15 protein-coding genes are annotated in these 18,236 nt (G+C 68.0%); 12 read left to right on the plus strand and 3 right to left on the minus strand.

From position 1 onward, the window contains the following. Positions 1–5 precede the first annotated feature (5 nt). Entirely contained in the window at positions 6–686 is a 681-nt protein-coding gene (locus AB5970_RS03085; protein WP_370502427.1) for a CAP domain-containing protein, read from the plus strand. Positions 687–696: 10 nt separating this feature from the next. On the opposite strand, the gene AB5970_RS03090 is transcribed toward AB5970_RS03085, so the two are convergent. Beyond that, positions 697–948, minus strand: coding sequence for a DUF2530 domain-containing protein (locus AB5970_RS03090; RefSeq protein ID WP_370502428.1), 252 nt, complete (start codon positions 946–948; stop codon positions 697–699). 114 nt (positions 949–1,062) lie between these two features. Between AB5970_RS03090 and AB5970_RS03095 the strand changes: the two genes are divergently transcribed. Continuing rightward, a complete protein-coding gene (locus AB5970_RS03095; RefSeq protein ID WP_370502429.1) occupies positions 1,063–2,562 on the plus strand; it encodes an NCS2 family permease in 1,500 nt (499 codons plus the stop codon). A gap of 54 nt (positions 2,563–2,616) precedes the next feature. On the opposite strand, the gene AB5970_RS03100 is transcribed toward AB5970_RS03095, so the two are convergent. Further along, entirely contained in the window at positions 2,617–3,240 is a 624-nt protein-coding gene (locus AB5970_RS03100; protein ID WP_370502430.1) for a low molecular weight phosphatase family protein, read from the minus strand. A 274-nt stretch (positions 3,241–3,514) separates the two neighbouring features. Here AB5970_RS03100 and AB5970_RS03105 point away from each other — a divergent pair, with 274 nt between their 5' ends. Beyond that, the gene (locus AB5970_RS03105) at positions 3,515–5,260 is read left to right on the plus strand and encodes a DUF4012 domain-containing protein (protein WP_370502431.1); all 1,746 of its coding nucleotides are present in this window, start codon (positions 3,515–3,517) and stop codon (positions 5,258–5,260) included. Between the two features lie 126 nt (positions 5,261–5,386). Continuing rightward, positions 5,387–5,869, plus strand: coding sequence for an LPXTG cell wall anchor domain-containing protein (locus AB5970_RS03110; RefSeq protein WP_370502432.1), 483 nt, complete (start codon positions 5,387–5,389; stop codon positions 5,867–5,869). Positions 5,870–6,198: 329 nt separating this feature from the next. Here AB5970_RS03110 and AB5970_RS03115 read toward each other — a convergent pair whose 3' ends face one another. Beyond that, positions 6,199–7,761, minus strand: coding sequence for a polysaccharide biosynthesis tyrosine autokinase (locus AB5970_RS03115; RefSeq protein ID WP_370502433.1), 1,563 nt, complete (start codon positions 7,759–7,761; stop codon positions 6,199–6,201). Positions 7,762–7,983: 222 nt separating this feature from the next. Here AB5970_RS03115 and AB5970_RS03120 point away from each other — a divergent pair, with 222 nt between their 5' ends. From AB5970_RS03120 to AB5970_RS03155, 8 genes are all read left to right on the plus strand, one after another. Next, a complete protein-coding gene (locus AB5970_RS03120) occupies positions 7,984–9,477 on the plus strand; it encodes a sugar transferase (protein ID WP_370502434.1) in 1,494 nt (497 codons plus the stop codon). A 46-nt stretch (positions 9,478–9,523) separates the two neighbouring features. Then, a complete protein-coding gene (locus tag AB5970_RS03125) occupies positions 9,524–10,672 on the plus strand; it encodes a glycosyltransferase (protein ID WP_370502435.1) in 1,149 nt (382 codons plus the stop codon). Further along, positions 10,669–11,874, plus strand: a complete 1,206-nt coding sequence (locus AB5970_RS03130) for a glycosyltransferase (RefSeq protein WP_370502436.1) — start codon at positions 10,669–10,671, stop codon at positions 11,872–11,874. Before AB5970_RS03125 ends, AB5970_RS03130 begins: the two co-directional genes overlap by 4 nt. Further along, entirely contained in the window at positions 11,871–13,058 is a 1,188-nt protein-coding gene (locus tag AB5970_RS03135; protein WP_370502437.1) for a glycosyltransferase family 4 protein, read from the plus strand. Before AB5970_RS03130 ends, AB5970_RS03135 begins: the two co-directional genes overlap by 4 nt. Beyond that, entirely contained in the window at positions 13,055–14,596 is a 1,542-nt protein-coding gene (locus tag AB5970_RS03140) for a lipid II flippase MurJ (protein WP_370502438.1), read from the plus strand. Before AB5970_RS03135 ends, AB5970_RS03140 begins: the two co-directional genes overlap by 4 nt. Before the next feature lie 302 nt (positions 14,597–14,898). Continuing rightward, positions 14,899–15,990 (plus strand): O-antigen ligase family protein, encoded by a 1,092-nt coding sequence (locus AB5970_RS03145; protein WP_370502439.1) that lies wholly within the window; start codon positions 14,899–14,901, stop codon positions 15,988–15,990. Between the two features lie 65 nt (positions 15,991–16,055). Further along, on the plus strand, positions 16,056–17,093 hold the full coding sequence (locus AB5970_RS03150; protein WP_370502440.1) for a glycosyltransferase family 4 protein: 1,038 nt from the start codon (positions 16,056–16,058) through the stop codon (positions 17,091–17,093). Next, positions 17,086–18,204 (plus strand): glycosyltransferase, encoded by a 1,119-nt coding sequence (locus tag AB5970_RS03155; RefSeq protein WP_370502441.1) that lies wholly within the window; start codon positions 17,086–17,088, stop codon positions 18,202–18,204. Before AB5970_RS03150 ends, AB5970_RS03155 begins: the two co-directional genes overlap by 8 nt. Positions 18,205–18,236: the final 32 nt, after the last annotated feature.

Below are 18,236 nucleotides of genomic sequence, written 5' to 3' on the forward strand. Positions count from 1 at the left end.
CCCGCGTGCATCCCTTCCCGCCCGTGCCGCCAGCGCCCGGCGGTCGTCGGCACCGTCGGGACCTGCGGGATCGCCGGCAGCCGGGGCGCCAGTGGCCCCGCCGGCTCGCGTCCGTGCTGGCCTGCACGCTGGTCTTCGTCGCGGTGCCGATCGCCATGAACCCGACCGCGGACCTCCGCGTGACCTCGGACGGGGGAGCCGCGGCGCTCCGGGCCGACGACCCCGCGGGCCGGTCGGCCACCCGGTCACCGACCGCGCCGACCTCGTCGCCCCCCGGCACCGCCGCAGCGCCCCCGGCCACCACGGCCCCGGCCCCGACGCCGACCCCCGCCTCGATGGTCGACGAGATCGTGACCCGCACCAACGCGGAGCGGGCGACCGCCGGGCTGCCCGCGCTGACGGTCTCGCCGTGCGCGACCGAGCAGGCCGCCGCGCGCACCGCGCTCCTCGCGGCGGAGGACCGCTTCGAGCACGACCCCCTGGAGCCCGTGCTGGCGGCGTGCGACGCGCGCGCCGCGGGGGAGAACCTCGCCCTCGGCTACCCGACGGCGCTGGCCGTGGTGGCGGGCTGGATGGGGTCCGACGGCCACCGCGCCAACATTCTGGGCGACGCCTACACGCAGATCGGCGTCGGCTGCGCCACGGGCCCCCGCGGGCTGCTGTGCGCGCAGGTGTTCCTGGGCTGACGCGTCGCCGTCAGCCCCGGGCCTTCTGGCGGGCCCGGTTGCGCCGCGCCCAGCCGTACCCGAGCAGCCCGAGGAACGCCCCCGCGGCGCACACCCACGCGGGCGTCCAGGACGCCCGGCCGGTCGCGGCGAGCACCGCCGTGATCACGAGCACCACGCCCCAGATGCCGGTGCCGACGAGCATCACGCGGCCCAGGTCCACGTCCACCGGGGGTGGCGCGGTCCGGGTCGGGTGGAAGAGCTTGTCGATCAGCGACGGCACGGCGCGAGCCTAGTCGGGCCGCAGCCGCAGGCCCGGCCGCTCGATCGTGTGACGTTGACGACGACGTGCTGAACACGCAATTTCCCGGTCACACAGTTCTGCCACACTGCGCGCATGGCTTCGACCCCCACTGCGCAGAAGACACGCCCTGCGCCCCCGACGAACGTCGTCGACCGCTACTTCAAGATCACCGAGCGCGGCTCGACCATCGGCACCGAGATCCGCGGCGGTCTGGTGACCTTCTTCACGATGAGCTACATCATCGTGCTCAACCCGCTGATCATCGGCACCGTCCGCTCCGGCGACGGGCAGTTCCTCGGGGGCGGTGACACCCCCAACCTCGCCGCCGTCGCGGCGACCACGGCGCTGGTCGCCGGGCTGCTGACCATCCTCATGGGCGTCGTCGCCAACTTCCCGATCGCGCTCGCGGCCGGGCTGGGCCTCAACGCCGTCGTCGCCTACTCCATCGCCGCGCTGCCGGGCATGTCCTGGCAGGACGCGATGGGCCTGGTGGTGCTCGAGGGCCTGATCATCCTGGTCCTGGTGCTCACCGGGTTCCGCGCCGCCGTGTTCCGCGCGGTCCCGCTCGAGCTGAAGACCGCCATCAGCGTCGGCATCGGCCTGTTCATCGCGTTCATCGGCCTGGTCGACGCCGGGTTCGTGCGCATCCCCGCCAGCATGGCCACCCCGGTCGAGCTGGGCATCGCCGGCTCGCTGGGCAGCTGGCCGCTGCTGGTGTTCGTGTTCGGCCTGATGCTCGCGATCATCCTCATGGTCCGCAAGGTGCGCGGCGCCATCCTCATCGCGATCGTCTCGGCCACCGTGCTGGCGTTCGTCGTCGAGCTCGTCGGCAACATCGGCAGCAAGACCGACGAGACCGGCGCCGTGGTCAACCCGGCCGGCTGGCAGCTCGGCGTGCCGCACTGGCCGTCGGGCGGCATCATCGCGACCCCCGACTTCTCGCTGGTCGGGCAGTTCTCGCTGTTCGGCTCGATCGAGTCGATCGGCCTGGTCGCCGTCATCCTGCTGGTGTTCTCGCTCCTGCTGGCCGACTTCTTCGACACGATGGGCACCATGGTCGCCGTCGGTGGCGAGGCCGGGCTGCTGGACGAGACGGGGAGCCCGGTGGGCGCCCAGCGGATCCTGGTCGTCGACTCGATCGCCGCCGCGGCGGGTGGCGCGGGCAGCGTCTCGTCCAACACCAGCTACATCGAGTCCGCCTCGGGCGTCGGCGACGGCGCGCGCACCGGCCTGGCCTCCGTGGTCACCGGCATCGCGTTCCTGCTGGCCACGTTCCTGTCGCCGCTGGTCGCCATGGTCCCGTTCGAGGCGGCCACCCCGGCGCTGGTGGTCGTCGGCTTCCTCATGGTCACGCAGATCGCCGGCATCAACTGGAAGAACTGGGAGGTCGCCATCCCGGCGTTCCTCACCATCATCCTCATGCCGTTCACGTACTCGATCACGGCCGGCATCGGCGCGGGCATCATCACGTTCGTCGTCATCAAGCTGGCGGTGGGCAAGGTGCGCGACATCCACGCGTTCATGTGGATCGCGTCGGCGATGTTCGTCGTCTACTTCCTCATCGGCCCGATCAAGGCCGCGCTCGGCATCTAGCGGCAGACGCACGAGGCCGGGTCCCCACGGGGGCCCGGCCTCTGTCGTACCGGCTCAGCGTCGGACGGTGACGACGATCGTCTCGACGGCGGGCAGCAGCTGGTCGAACGACTTCTGGTAGAGCGCGGCACCGCCGCGGTAGGGGTCGACCACGTCGTCGTCCGCCGGCTTGTGCGCGCTGAGCCCCCGGCGGGCCGCGGCGAGCGGCACCAGGGCGCGCAGGCGGTCGGCGGTCGTGGCGTTGGCGCCGGGCAGCGTGGCGGGGTCGATGTCCGCCACCAGCCGCGCGAGCTCCCGCAGAGTGAAGGTGCGCCGCACGGCGGCGGGCACCAGCTCGACGATCGCCGAGCGGTGCCGCCGGGTCAGCGCCAGCACGAGGTCGGCCTGCTGCACCATCCCGGGCGTGAGCTGGCGGGCCGCGAAGCCCCCGGGGTCGACGCCCAGACCGGCCACCAGTGCCGCCATCTCGTCGGGCATGGGCCAGCCGACCATCGCGCCGGTGCCGGCCGACGCGACCTCGATGGCCGGCGCCAGCCCACCACCGTCGCGGCCTCGGTAGGCAGCACCCAGCCCGGCAGCGAGCAGTCGCTCGACGGCCGGCGACCGGCAGATGTTGCCGGTGCAGACGACGAGGACGCGCACGGGCTCGGCCAGGTCGGAGGGGGTCACGGGCACCATCTTGCGGGTCCCACCCGCAGATCACGGCATCGGATGACCCGATCGGCGCACACATCTCACCCTGTCTGGGCGGGGGCACCCAGACCGCGCCGGTACGATTCCGACCGCAGTCGCCCGAACCGGGCGGCGGTGTGTCCAGGGGGAGAGAGACGTCGTGACGCACCCGGGATGGGGATCCGACTGGACCGGTCAGCCGGTCCCGGAGGCTCCGCAGCACCCCGAGACCGTCCGCCGTCGCCGCTCGAGCGCGAAGCGTGCTCGCCGCCGACGCGTCGTGCGCTCGGTCCTGCTGGGCCTCGGGATCGTCGTCGTCGTGGTGATCGGCGCGGGCATCTGGCTGGCCACGGACGCGATGCGCGCGAAGGACGCGCTGCAGGCGGCCCGCGCGGACGTGCGGGACCTGCAGGCGCAGGTGACCGCCGGCGACGAGGCCGCGGCCGACCGGACGCTGGTGCAGCTGCAGGCCCACGCGGCCACGGCGAAGTCGTCCACCACCGGCCCGGTCTGGACGGCCGCGTCGTCGCTGCCCTGGGCGGGGGACAACGTCAGCGCCGTCCGGACCATCGCCCGGACCGTCGACGACCTGGCGCAGCACGCCCTGCCGTCGCTCATGGAGGCGACCACGCTGGTGGACCCGACCGCGCTGGCCCCCGTGGACGGCCGCGTCGACCTGGCCCCGCTGACGCAGGCCGCCCCGCAGATCGTCGCCGCGGACGCGTCCGTGCAGCTGTCCGCCCAGCAGCTCGAGGACATCGACACGTCCGCGCTGCTCGGCGTGGTGGCGGAGCCCGTCGAGCAGCTTCGCGACCAGGTGCAGGACGTCGCCGTCACCACCGCGACCGCCGCCCGCGCCGCCCAGCTGGTGCCGGCCATGATGGGTGCCGACGGCCCGCGCAACTACCTCGTGCTGGTGCAGAACAACGCCGAGCAGCGGGCGACCGGCGGCATCCCCGGGTCCGTCCTGCTGCTGCACACCGACGACGGCGCGGTCTCCGTGGTCGAGCAGCGCTCCGGCGGGTCGCTCAGCGGGCTGGCCGACCCGGTGCTGCCGCTCACGGACGCCGAGGACGTGCTCTTCGGCCCGCTGCTGGGCACCGACATGCGCGACGTGACGTTCACGCCCGACTTCCCCCGCACGGGCGCCCTGGCCAAGGGCATCTGGGAGCGCGAGGTGGGCGGCACGATCGACGGCGTCCTGTCGGTCGACCCGGGCACGCTCGCGCTCGTCCTGGGCGCCACGGGGCCGGTGACGATGCCGGACGGGTCGGTGCTCACCGCCGACAACGCGGTGCAGGCGCTGCTCAACGGCGTCTACCTCGACATGCCCGACCCCAAGGACCAGGACGCGTACTTCGCCGGTACCTCCGCCGCCGTCTTCGGTGCCGTCGTCAGCGGGCAGGGCGACGCGCCCGCCGTGCTGGACGCGCTGGCCGAGGCCGCCCGGCAGGGGCGGCTGATGCTCTGGTCGGCGGCCGAGGGCGAGCAGGACCGCCTGGCGGGCACGGTGCTCAGCGGCGAGCTGCAGGGTGCGGACCGCGACTCGGCCGTGATCGGCGTGTACCTCAACGACGGCACCCAGGCGAAGATGGGCTACTACCTGGACCTGACCATCGACGCCCAGGCCACCACGTGCCGCCCGGACGGCTCCCAGCTGGTCCACGCCGACGTCACGCTGACGTCCACGGCACCCGCCGACGCGGCCCAGCTGCCCTCCTATCTGGTGGGTCTGGACAACATCGTCCCGCTCGGAGACATTCGGACAAATGTCCTGATCTACGCGCCCGAGGGCGGCGGAATCGAATCGGTACGGGTGAAACCTGATCCGCAGGGTCTTCTTGCCCAGATCCACGACGGATTGGCGGTAGGCGGACGGACATTTACACTCAAACCGGGCGAGACCGGCTCGCTGGCGCTGGATATCGTTACAGGCCCGAAACAAATGGGCGACGTGCATATCCGCTCGACTCCGACAGCCCGCCAAAAGGGTGACGTAGTGCTCACTTCCTCGTGCGGTAACTAGCAGGTACGGTTGCCCCAAGTACATCGCGCCACACCAGTAACACCAGATCGGCGCCACCCAGTTATACGACCGTCCGGGGGGACACCAATGAAGATTCGTCGCACCGCTCTGGTCGCAGCAGCTGCCGTGGCACTCGCACTCGTCCCGTCCGCCGCCATGGCGTACGGCTCCGGTGACTACTCCAACAAGGGCACGGTGTCGGACACGACGCCCGCCGCCGGTCAGAGCTTCACCGTGACGGTCACCGGCCCCGCCGGCGCCTCGGTCACGCTGACCATCACCAGCAACCCGGCCTCGCTGCCCGACTCCGCGATCACCATCGCGGGCACCAAGTCGCTGAGCAAGGTCACCAACGCGTCCGGCACGGCCGTCTTCACGGTCACGCTGAGCCAGGGTGGCACCTTCACCCTGGTCGCCACCGACACGGCGTCGGGCGCGGTCCTCAGCACGCAGACGGTCACCGTCGCGGCCGCTGCGGGCACCTCGGGCCAGCTGAGCTCGACCGGTTCCAACGCGCTGCCGATCGCCCTGGGCGCCGGTGCGCTGGTCCTCGTCGGCGCCGGTGGCGTCGTCGTGGCCCGCCGTCGTCAGGCCGGCGCCGCGGCCTGAACGGCCTAGCACCTCACACGAGAGCCCCGCACCGGATGGTGCGGGGCTCTCGTGCGTCCGGGGGTGGGCGGCGGGGCCTCGGGCCGCTGGAGGGCCTGTGAAACCCTGTCGTCGCTGGGGCCCCCGGGACCGCGACTGCCGTCGCTGACGGCCCTTCAGGGCTCCGAGCTGGGTTGTACCGCGGTCGACCGGCCGACGGCCGACGCCCTCGACTTCCACGGGGGTCCACGCCGCGATCGCCGCCGGCCGTGAGGCAGCGACTGGAGGACGTCAAACGACGACGGCCCCGGACCGAGTGGTCCGGGGCCGTCGTCGTCAGGCGTGGAGCGTCAGTGCGTGGGCCGCTGGTGCTGGGCCGGGGCCTGCGCCTGCTGGCGCTGGAACTCGCGCAGCTGGGTGTCGCTGAGGGAGTCGCCGGGCCACAGCGTGGTCGGTCCGGACACGGCCGTCGGGCTCGTAGGCTCCGGGGCCTGCGGCACGCGGCCGGTCGGCGTGCCCTTGCGCTTCTTGCGGCTGGTGCGCCCGGAGTCGGCGGCCGTGGCCGGCGTGGGCGTGTAGTCGTAGTAGGCGTACTGGTCGCTCTGCTTGCGCTTCTGCCGGTTGACCACGATGCCGAGGATGCGGGCGCCGACGGTCTCCAGGGCACCCACGGACTCGGCCAGCTGGCTGCGGTGCAGCTTGTCCGCGCCCACCACCAGCAACGCTCCGCCCGTGAGCTTGGACAGGATGGCCGCGTCGGTGACGGGCAGCAGGGGAGCGGTGTCGACGATGACGACGTCGTACTGCGACGTCAGCTTCTCCAACAGGTGCGCCATGGCGAGCGAGCCGAGCAGCTCGCTGGGGTTCGGCGGCACCTGGCCGGCCGGCAGCACGTGCAGGTAGCCGTTGCCCCACGGCTGGATGACGTCCTCGACGTTCGCCCGGCCGATGAGCACCGTGGTGAGCCCGACGTTGCCCTCGAGCCCCATGTACTTGGCCACCGACGGGCGGCGCAGGTCGGCGTCGATGAGCGCGACGCGCGTGCCGGCGTCGGCGAGCGTGATAGCGACGTTGATGGACGTCGTCGACTTGCCCTCGCCGGGCAGCGAGGACGTGATGACGATCGACTGCGGGCGGTCGGCGATGTCGAGGAACTGCAGGTTGGTGCGCAGCCGCCGGAACGCCTCGGAGCGCTGGCTGTGCGGGCTGCTCTGCACGATGAGCGGGTGCTGGGGGGCTTCGGGGTCGTCCGGGATGGTGCCGATGACAGAGGTCTCGGTGACGCGCGCGACGTCCGCGTCGGTGCGGATACGGGTGTTGAGCACCTCGCGAAGGATGGCGATTCCGATGCCGAGCGCCAGGCCGACGAGCAGGCCCAGGGCGAGGTTGAGCTTCTTGTTCGGCGACGACGGGCCCTCCGGGGAGACCGCGTCGCGGACGATCGAGATCTTGACCGCCGATGCCCCGCCGTCGCTGGGCGTCTCGAGATCGGCGATGACGGACTTGAACTGCTTGGCGATGGCATCGGCCGTCGCTGCAGCCATGGCGGGGTTCTCGTCCGTCACGGTTACGTTGATCAGCGACGTGTTCAACGGGGAGCTCGCGCTCACCCGTGACGCGAGGGTGTCGGTGCGGGCGTCGAGCCCGAGGTCCTCGATGACCGGCTGCAGGACGAGCGGGCTGGTGACCAGCTGCGTGTAGGACGTCACCTGCTGGCGCGTGAAGTTGGAGCCCTGGAGAAGGTCGCTCGACGAGTCGCTGGACTTCACGGAGACGTACAGCTGCGTGGTGGCGTCGTAGAGCGGCGTGCTCGCGAGCGAGAGGGCGACGCCGAGGCCGGCGCCGAGCACGGCGAACACGGCGATCGACAGCCATCGCTTACGCAGAATGACCCAATAATCCTGAAGCTCCACGAACGTATTCTCCCTGCTCGCCATACCCGGTCAGACAGTGTCTCATGCGCATGATCGTGCGGATCTGCGGGTGAAAATACCGTGTGACGGGCGTTATGCCCGACATCCGTTCACCCGTACGATCGAAGTGCGAGTCGCCCGGGGTAACATTTGCCGGACCGTCTTCATGGCGCGCGTCGCCAACGGAAACGGACATCGGGGGGAAACGTGACGATATCGGACATGCGGGCGCGCGCCCTCGCCTTCGTGCCGCAGCAGCTCACACGGTCGACTTCCCCGCAGGAATTCTCCGCACCCTCCGGCCGTCGTGATCTTGCCTTCCGCCTGTGGGCCACGGACGCTGTCGCCGTCACCTTCTCCGTGATCGTCGCCTACCTGGTTCGGTTCGACCACACCGGCCTCGCGACGGTTTCGGGTGAGTTCTCCCCGTCCTATCTCTCCGTGTCCGTCGTCCTTGCCACCGCGTGGTTGGCTGCCCTGGCCTTCGGGCGGACACGTGACCGCCGCGTGCTTGGCAGCGGTCCCACGGAGTTCTCGCGCGTCTTCAATGTGACCTGGCGGCTCTTCGCTGCGGTCGCCGTGATCGCCTATCTGCTGCGCATGGAGATCGGCCGCGGGTACCTCGGGTTCGCGGCACCGTTGGGCCTGGGACTGATTCTTGCTGGGCGGTTCTTCTGGAGGCGCTGGCTGCACGAGCAGCGCGAGGCCGGCCACTTCCAGTCGGGGATCCTGGTCATCGGGCACCGTGACAAGGCGGCACGGCTGATCGGCGAGCTGAACAGGAACCCTCGCGCCGGCTACTCCGTACTCGGCGTCTGCGTCCCCACCGGCGAGGTCGCGGAGGGAGAGCTCATCGGCGGCATCCCCGTCCTGGGCGCAATGCACCGTGCCGGCGAGATCGCCGAGCAGATCGGCGCGTCCGCGGTCGCAGTCACCGGCGCCGACGCGATCACCTCCGACACAGTCCGTCAGCTCGGCTGGGACCTGGAGGGCAAGGGCATCGACTTGGTCCTCACGCTCGCTCTGGTCGACGTGGCCGGTCCGCGTGTGCTCATGCAGCCTGTCAGCGGGCTGCCGCTGATGTACGTGGACGAGGCGCGATTCACCGGCGGGAAGTACATCGCCAAGTCGCTGTACGACTGGGTGCTCGCCGCGGTGATCACCCTCGTCCTGCTGCCGGTGCTCGCGGCGGTCGCGATCCTCGTCGGGGTTACCAGCCGCGGTCCAGTGCTCTACCGGCAGGAGCGCATCGGCAAGGATGGCAAGCGATTCCGGATCTTCAAGTTCCGCACCATGGTCGCGGGGGCCGACAAGCGGCTGTCCGAAGTCCTGGCCGACCAGGGCATCGACTCGGTCGGGATGTTCTACAAGCCGAAGAACGACCCGCGCGTCACATCGGTCGGACGAGTGTTGCGCCGCACCTCGATCGACGAGTTGCCTCAGCTGTTCAACGTACTGCTCGGCGACATGGCCCTGGTGGGGCCCCGCCCGCAGATCGATGCGGAGGTGGCCCAGTACGACCGAACGGCACACCGACGACTTCGGGTGAAGCCCGGGCTGACCGGACTCTGGCAGGTCTCGGGTCGATCGAGCCTCGCGCCCGAGCACGGTATCCGTCTGGACGTCAACTACGTGGAGAACTGGACACCGTTCGGCGACCTGATGATCCTCGCGCGCACCGCCAGGGTTATCGTCCGGGGCGACGGCGCGTACTGATTCGTCGTCTGACCGCGTGCCCCTTACCAGGAAGACAGCCAGCTACATGCGAGACCTGATCGTGCACGAGTGGATCTCGGCGACCGGTGGTTCAGAGAAGGTTCTGGACCGCTTGGTCGGCGTGCTCCCCGATGCGCAGGTCGTGTGCCTGTGGGACGACGATCCGGGCAGATACCCCGGTCGTGAGGTCGTCGAGTCGTGGGTGGCGAAGACCCCATTGCGGGGGCGCAAGGCTCTGTCCATCCCTGCGTCGCTCGCCGCGTGGCGGACGCTCAACGTGGGCGAGGTCGACCGGATCGTCGTCAGCTCGCACGCTTTCGCTCATCATGCGCGGCCCCTGCGCCGAGCAGCCGATGCGCAGAAGTTCGTCTACGTGCACACACCTGCCCGCTATCTCTGGGCTCCGGAGCTCGACGTCCGGGGTTCGGGTGCCGCCGTGAAGGCTGTTTCCCCGCTGCTTCGTGGCATCGACCGCCGCCGCGCCAGTGAGCCCAGCTCGATCGCGGCGAACAGTCGCTATGTACGTGACCGCATCCGCGCGGCGTGGGACCGCGACGCCGACGTGATCTACCCACCAGTCGACGTCGCGCGGATCCAGTCCGTCTCCGACTGGCGGGACGAGCTCGGTCCGGGCGATCTGGCCGAGCTGGACGCACTCCCCGCGCAGTACCTGATTGGTGCGTCACGGTTCGTTTCCTACAAGCGCCTCGATCTGGTTATCGACGCGGGTGAGGCGTCGGGCCTACCGGTTGTCATCGCCGGATCGGGCCCGGAGGAGGGTCGCCTGCGGGAGCGCGCATCGGCGGCCACGGTCCCCGTCACATTCGTGCGCCGGCCATCCGACGCCCTGCTCTTCGCGCTGCTCCAACATGCGGTCGCCTTCGTGTTCCCTGCGATCGAGGATTTCGGCATCCTTCCGGTTGAGGCCATGGCTTGCGGAACGCCCGTCATTGTCAACGCGATCGGCGGTGCGCCCGAGAGCGTGGAGGCCCCACTCGGCGGCGCGGTCGTCGAGTCATTCACGTCCGTGGAGCTCGCTCGCGCGGTGTCCGCCGCGTCGAGCGTCGACCGCAAACTGGTCGCGAGGCACTCGCGCCAGTTCTCCGCCGAGCGCTTCGACGCTGAGTTGCTTCATTGGCTCAACGGCGAGGTCATCGACCTGGGCCGCGCCGCGCCGGGGGAGGCGGCCGCATGACGCGCTCCCGCCAATTGGTGGCCGTTCTCGTGCTCGGTACTGCCGACTGGGATCAGGCCATCGCGACCAACCAGCACTACGCCACGCGTGCTCTCGCCGAGGGATATACCGTCACTTTCGTCGAGTCGATGGGCCTACGACGGCTGGAGCTCTCCCGTCGCGACGTCGTCCGGATCCTGCGTCGGCTCGTATCCAAGTTGATCCGGCGTCCATCCGCCGGCGCGCTCGCACGACCGCGTCCCGAGGGGCTGCAGGTGCTGACGCCGTTCGTCGTACCCCAGCACACCGCGGCCGTCGCACGTTGGTTCAACGAGCGCTCATTGCGGCGCCTGGTCGCACCTTGGCTCGAGCACGACGGCCCCAAGCTCCTTTGGACATACTCGCCCGAGACGTACCGCCTCGAGGAGTTCGCTGACGGGATCGTCTACCACTGCGTGGACCTCCTGCACGAGGTGCCCGGGATCACCCCGGCTGTCGTCCTAGCGGGCGAGCAGCGGCTAGCAACTGCTGGCGCGGTCGCCGCGGGCACCGGGTCAGTAGTTGTCGATCATCTGCGTGCCCAGGGCTTCGCGTCACCGATCTCGTGGCCTAACGTCGCGGACGTCGGCACCTTCGACTGGACTCGACCGGGGGCGCCCACCGGGCCGCGCGCGGGACGCGTCGTGTTTGGTGGCAATCTCAGCACCACCAAGGTCGACTTTCCTCTCCTTCGTCGATTGGTCGAAGCGGGCCTCGACCTCCACCTCGCCGGTCCTGTTTCAGAGGGTGGCGGCAACGCGCGCGAGGAACTCGATGCGGTCGTCGCGGCGGGCGCGACGTACCACGGGATGCTGCGGGCGAAGGAGCTTGCCGACCTGTGTGCCACAGCCAGCGTCGGCGTCATCCCGTACCTCGACAACGCCTACACGCGCGGTGTGAGCCCGTTGAAGACCTACGAGTACCTGGCGGCGGGTGCGTGCGTCGTGTCCACCGCCATCCCCGCGGTCGTTGCCCTCGGCGATGACGTTCTTGTGTGCGGCGATCGCGATGACTTTGTCGCAGCTGTCGTGGCCAACAGCGAGGCACCGAGCGACGCAGTGAAGATGCGCCGCCTGCTGGCGGCTCAGCAGCACAGCTGGACCAGGCGGGGCGAGGAGATCCGGCGAACTGCAACGGCGGCGTTGGTCGAGACAGTTGTCGAGACGGTTGAGGTTGACCGATGACGCGTCTGCGAGTTGTCCACGTGGCGAGAGACATCGTCGGGACGGGAGGTGGTGAAGTGGTTCGTCAGGTCACCGCTCTCACCGCGGCTCGCGGCGTAGAAGTCGTGCTGGTCACCGACTCGACTGACTTCGTTCCCGCGCCCGGAGTCACCGTCAAGACAGTCGCGGGGGGTGGCGCCCTCATCGCTTGGCAGCCGGAGCATCGCATCGGCTGGCACGTGAGGCATGCGCTGCAGATTGCTTGGTTTACCGTTGCCTCCTCCATGATTGCGTTGCCTCTTCGGATGCGCGGGTATGTGGTGTTCAACCACAACTGCGAGTCCCTCGTCGGCCAAGTGCTGGTGATGCACAACGTCTTCAGCGCAGAACTGACCCGCCGACACCTGTCGAGGCCGCGAATGTTCCTCGCCTACCTCAACCCGGTGCGCGCCATTCGCATCGCCAAAGAGCGTGTACTCGCGGCCCCGGTGTGGGGTAGGCGGCTTCTCGCCGTATCACAAGCGGCACTTCCCGACGTCGTCGCGCTCGCAGGCGGGCATGACCGCGTGTCGGTCACTCCCAACGGTGTCGATCTCACAAAGTTCTCTGCCGAACCCGGACCGATCGACGTGCTCCTCGCTCAACAGTTGGTGGGCTCAAGGACCGTCGTCCTCTTCATTGGCCACGAGTTCGCCCGCAAAGGACTCCCTGAATTGATCGCCGCTCTAGCGGGCATGCCCTCGGACACGATTCTCCTCGTCGCCGGAGGGGAGTCCCAGGACCGAGAGCGATACCGGATCATGGCTGAGAAGTCTGGCGTCGCATCAAACGTCGTGTTCCTCGGCCGCGTGGACGACGTCCGCCCGGTGCTGGGAGTCGCCGACGTCTTCTGCCTGCCCAGTCACTACGAGACGATGCCGCTCGTTGCGCTAGAGGCATTAGCCGCGGGCGTCCCAATCGTCCTCACGCCAGAGTGCCCGGCGCATCGGCTCATCGTCAGCGGCGCCAACGGTGAGGTCACCTCCCATGATCCCGAGGAAATCGGCCGTGCTATCGCTAAGGCGGCGCTCGTGGTCAAGGGCGATGCCGTGCGCGCGTCCGTCGCGGAGATGAGCTGGGAGCGCACGACAGCGGGCTATCTCCAAGTTGCAGAGGGGATCGCGACCCGTGGTTCTGTCGCGCGTCGACGTCGGGTGGCAGCATGAAGAGAGGCTTCCTCGTTCTATTTGCCGGCGGGATCTTCGGCAAGATCGTCGCGCTACTGCGCGAAATCGTGTTCGCGGCCGCCTTCGGCACCGGTGCGACCGCTACCGGGTTCCGAGTCGCTCAGACAGCATCCATCGTTCCAGCAAACCTAGTGTCGGGGGACTTGATCTCTGCGGCCTTCGCTCCGAGCTACGCCAAGTTGTCAGCATCAGACGCAAGGCGCGCGAACTCGCTGCTAGTCGCTTACCTCTTGTGGGTCACCAGCGTCCTGGGCCTCGTCTCGCTCGTGGTCTTCGTAACTCGCGCCGACCTGGTCGCCATCATCGTTCCGGGTGCCCTGCCGACCGTCCAGGCGACGGCGAGCAGCTTGCTCGCCGTCCTCGCCTGGGTGATTCCGGTATACGGCATCTCGACGATCACTTCCTACGCGCTCTCAGCCACGGGAGCGTTCGCCCAGAACGCCATCCGCCCGATGGTTCAGAGCGTCGGTCTACTCGTCGGCACTGTCATGGCTGTTTGGCTCGGGTCAATGAGTTGGTTGGCATGGGGTTTCCTCGCCGCGTGGGTGCTTTACGCCGCGCGAGGGCTGTTCCTGCTTCGTGGTCGACTCGCATTCACCGGGGGACCAGCGGTTCGGGAGGGCGGTCTGATGGTGCTCCAGGGCATCCGCGGCATCGCGCCTCTGATCGTTCTTGCTGTCGCTCTCCAGGGCTCTATTGTCCTCGAGCGGGTGTTCGCGTCGTACGGGGCCGACGGACTCGTCGCTTCGATCGACTATGCGCGAACGATCTCTGACTCGGTCATGTCGACCATCGCACTCCCATTGGGGATCCTCGGCCTGACACAACTCCCACAGGTGCGTACCAGCGAGTCGCAGCGCATCCTGACGCGGATGACGGAATTCGTCTGCGTGACGGTGATTCCCATTTCGATGGTCTTGATGCTCGCAGCTCGCCCGGCGGTAGACCTCCTCTACGCCCGCGGACGGTTCGACGTCCAGGCAGCATCGCTGACATCAGCGGTCCTCGCCGGGCTCTCGGCCGGCCTCACGTTCCAGGTTCTGAGCTACACGATGGCGAGGGCTATTACTGGCAGGGGAAACACGCGGCCGGTGCTTACGTGGAGTCTTGTCGCAATCGTGGCGCAGTGCCTCGTGCAAGGGATCGGAGTTCCGCTCGTCGGCGGTGTGGCCGTCGGAGTTGGCGTTTCGGTCTACGGTGCGGTCCTGACATTCGGCCTCTCGCGGGCGTTGGGGCTGGGCCGCGCAACGCTCGCCGTCCTCGTGCGATGGTTGCCGACGATGGTGGCGGGTTTCGCTTCCGTCGCGGCCGGGCTTTCGTGGGGCGCCGGGGCAAGCGTGGTTCTTCTGGTGTTCGCGATCAACGTTGCGAGTTCCCGTGCGACACGCAAGCTGATCCGTGAGTCACTCGTCAGCCTCCGGACAGGGTGGCGAGCGCGGCGCCTCGCTACCTCGTCCGAGACTGACCCCAAGGTGCCGGCGATCGATCGCCCGGCCAAGGATGCGGGGAAGAGTTGACAGCCTTCGCGCTCCTGGCGGTTCCATTGGTTGTCCTCGCGATGACGTCTTCGGTCCGCCTGCGCCTAAGCATCGCGGCGTTCCTCGCAGTGCCGCAGTTCTACGTGCCTGGGCTCCCCCAATCGACCGGTGTGTTCAAGATTTGGGTACTCCTGATTGGAGTCGCGGCACTCGTTGACCTCCGGCGGCGACCCACCCCAATCGAGCGATTGCTCGCATGCCTTGCGGTGGCATGCGCGCTTGCGTCCCTGTGGTCACCTCAACCACAGGCCGCCTTCTTCGCGGTTATGAACATTCTCTGCGTGCTGATCATCAGTCTGTACGCCCGCACTATCCAAACGACTGACTCCCGCGGTTTGTCAACCGTTACCTCCATCCTTGCTGGGTGGATCATTCTTGAATCGATCCTCGTCATCGGATTCCGACTATTTCCCTCGATCGAGGATAGATTCTACCGATCGCCACTCGGCGACGTATTTGTTGGTTCGCAACGGCTTGACGGATATTTCGGTCTGTTTCCGGACAACGCGACGGCGTTCAACAAGGCCGGTGGATTCTGGCTGAACGCAAACACCGCGTCGATGTTCCTTGGTGCGGCCGCGTGGGCGCTGGTCTGGGCCTACGTCCTCTGGCGCCGCAAGATCGTCGCGTATGGCGCTGCGATGGCGTTCTTTGCTGTGCCTTTCACCGGATCCAAAACAGGCCTAGTGCTCCTCGTTGCCACTGTCTTCTTCGTGGTTGCGCTCCGATGGCTCCTTGCCCGCTATGGCGGCGCGGGTGTAGCGGTGCTCGCGCTCACGGCGCTGCCCCTCTACATTTTCGTCACTCATCTGGTCGAACTACTTCCTTCAACATTTCGCTCCGATTCCAGCGAGTCGCTGGGGAGTCGCGGGCTCATCTGGTCCGTCGCTCGGGACCTGTTCCACCAGTACCCGGCCCAAGGGCTAGGTTTCGGCGGCTGGACAAATGAGTTCGCGAGCCGGATCGGCGGCCTGCTGGCGGCAAGGCTGCCACCGCACAACACGTTCATCGCCTACTGGGCGAATACGGGCCTGCTGGGGGCGAGCCTGCTGTTCGGCCTCTGGATCGCCATTGCCGTCACGTGCGTCCGTATGGTCAAGCGATCGCGGTGGAGTAGGTGGGCGTCAGCCGCGGTGTGCGCCTCGCTCGGCTGGATCGCCATCCACGGCATGGGCGACGCTGTCGACTTCTATGGCGACGAGCGTTCGATGCTTCTCTTCGGTCTGCTCCTTGGAGTCATCGTCGTCGGGTCATCCCCCCGAGAAGATGTCGAGGATCTGGGTCTTGCGAGCAATGCAACGTCGGGCTACGCCCGGCCCGACGTACCCACCAACAGGGTTCGCTCCCGGCCAGAGCTTGGCCGCGTTCCATGACGGCTGATAGTTCGATGACGATTGCGGTCTTTTCTCGGTCGATGCCGGGCCACGGTCCGGGCGGTATGGAACTCGTGGCATGGCGCTTGGCGTGCGCGTGGGCGGCTAACGGACATGTTGTTCGGGTGTACACGACGCCCGGGGGCACTCCCAGTGAGGTTCCCGATCGCGTCGCCGTGACAGAACTTGCCGGCCTACCGGGGAAATACTCGCGCACTTGGTTAAGGGCCACCAGGGATGTCGATCTGTCGGACGTCGATGTCGTCCTGGGCGTGAGCGCCGGTGCCCGGTACCTCCTGCGTTCCGGCGCCCGCCGGCCCATTGTCATGCAGGCGCACGGGACGAGCGTCGACGAGATCATCACCAAGTGGTCGCTACGGACGCCTCGAGCAGCGATCGGGAGCTTGCGCAATTTCGTGGGACTTCTGCAGGATCTGCGCAACTATCCGCGGTACACAGCGGTCGTGGGCATCGGACCCAGCGTCTCGGAATCCATTGATCGCTATCCGCGATGGGCGAGTCCGAAGAGAGTCGTAACGATTCCGAACGGAATCCCAGACTCCACTGTAAAGAACGACGGCATGCCACGGAACGGATTCCTTTACGTAGGCCGCCTCCACCGGGAAAAAGGCGTCGATCTGTTGATCCGTAGCATGGGTGACGTCGACTCCGTACTCGATGTCGTCGGCGACGGTCCTGAGCGGGCGCGGCTCGAGCACCTCGCATCGGAACTGCGCCTGGGAGAGCGCGTGAAGTTTCACGGCGCGCTCCCCCCGCCCGAAATCGCGACGATGATGTCGCGAACGGCGGTCGTGGTGGTGCCATCACGGCGGAGAGAAGGACTGCCCCTGGTCGTGATGGAGGCGCTTGCCGCCGGCGCTCATGTGGTCGTGAGTGCGACGGTGCGCGCGACCCTCGGCGACGACGCGCCCGGGGGAGTCCTGACCTGGGGCGGTGACCGTGCCTCTCTAGCCTCTGTGATGACTTCGGCAGCGAAGATGGAAGGACGAGTCGTCCTGCCTGCCGAATACGACCTTCGCAACGTGGCGAGGCGGTACGAATTGCTCTTCGACGAGCTCCGCGGGGAGTCGAGAGGTGGTTGAGACTCCGGTCGCCGTGTTTCGGCACACTCTGTACAAGCCGTCGGAGCGCTTCATCCCAGACCAGGCATCGCACCTTGGGCGTCCGGTGATCATGATCGCGCGCGATCCGATCATCGGGTTGGTCGAGGGCTTGCATGCAGAATCGCTTTCGGCGCGAGACGGGTTCTCGCGGTTTCGCTACACCGTCCTTCGCGACGATCGCGTTCTTCGCGCCCTGCTGCTAGAGCAGGGCGTGGGTGTTGTTCATGCCCATTTTGGTGTCGAAGGTATGTACGCGCAGCGAGCCACGCAGCACCTCGGGCTTCCCCAAGCGACGACTTTGCACGGCTATGACGTGACTGTCTCCGACCATGCCCTTATCAGTTCTCGGTCCCCGGCATGGATTCATTACGGACTCGGCCGTCGTCGCTTCCTCGATCGATCTCCCTTGCTCATCTGCGTATCTGAGTACATCCGCGAGCGGGCGATCGCACTCGGAGCCCGGCCTGAGTCGACCGTGGTCGTCGGAACCGGAATCGACACTGTCGCGATCTCCCCGAGCCGAGTTCCCGAGGCGCCCATAGTGCTTCATGTCGGTCGACTTGTGGAGAAGAAGGGGACCCGGTACCTACTCGAGGCTTTCGCGCGGGTGCTCGAGATTGAAGAATCTGCCCGGCTGCGGATCGTTGGAGATGGACCCCTCCGTGGAGCCCTGGAAGCGCTTGCGTCAGCGCTGGGGATTTCGGGCGCTGTCGAATTCTTGGGCGCGCAAGGCCAGGATCGAGTCATCGCCGAGATGCGCGATGCGCGCGTGCTCGCGCTGCCGAGCGTTACAGCGGCCACTGGTGATGCCGAAGGCCTCGGACAGGTGGTCTTGGAGGCGGCGGCCGTCGGCCGGCCCGTGGTAGTGACAGCCAACGGCGGAATGCGCGATGCTGCAATAGACGATGTTACCGGACTCGTGGTCAGCGAGCGAGATGCCGGAGGATTAGCGGAGGCGCTCCTGGCCTTGCTGAGCGACGCGGGGCTCGCAGCCAAACTCGGAGCGGCCGGACGGACCTTTGTGGAACAGCGATTCGACCTGAAGAGCCAGGCAGCGAAGGTGCGGCAGTTGTACGAGGAGATCGGTTAGAACGGGAGACCGGTCGCAAATTGCAGCAAGCA

The sequence above is a fragment of the Cellulomonas sp. ICMP 17802 genome (assembly GCF_041295535.1).
Taxonomy (GTDB): Bacteria; Actinomycetota; Actinomycetes; order Actinomycetales; family Cellulomonadaceae; genus Cellulomonas.

Excerpts from the sequence above, each read along its gene's own strand:
- AB5970_RS03095 (WP_370502429.1), top strand. The coding sequence starts at position 1,063 with ATGGCTTCGACCCCCACTGCGCAGAAGACACGCCCTGCGCCCCCGACG.
- AB5970_RS03100 (WP_370502430.1), bottom strand. The coding sequence starts at position 3,240 with ATGGTGCCCGTGACCCCCTCCGACCTGGCCGAGCCCGTGCGCGTCCTC.
- AB5970_RS03120 (WP_370502434.1), top strand. The coding sequence starts at position 7,984 with ATGCGGGCGCGCGCCCTCGCCTTCGTGCCGCAGCAGCTCACACGGTCG.
- AB5970_RS03125 (WP_370502435.1), top strand. The coding sequence starts at position 9,524 with ATGCGAGACCTGATCGTGCACGAGTGGATCTCGGCGACCGGTGGTTCA.
- AB5970_RS03130 (WP_370502436.1), top strand. The coding sequence starts at position 10,669 with ATGACGCGCTCCCGCCAATTGGTGGCCGTTCTCGTGCTCGGTACTGCC.
- AB5970_RS03135 (WP_370502437.1), top strand. The coding sequence starts at position 11,871 with ATGACGCGTCTGCGAGTTGTCCACGTGGCGAGAGACATCGTCGGGACG.
- AB5970_RS03140 (WP_370502438.1), top strand. The coding sequence starts at position 13,055 with ATGAAGAGAGGCTTCCTCGTTCTATTTGCCGGCGGGATCTTCGGCAAG.
- AB5970_RS03150 (WP_370502440.1), top strand. The coding sequence starts at position 16,056 with ATGGAACTCGTGGCATGGCGCTTGGCGTGCGCGTGGGCGGCTAACGGA.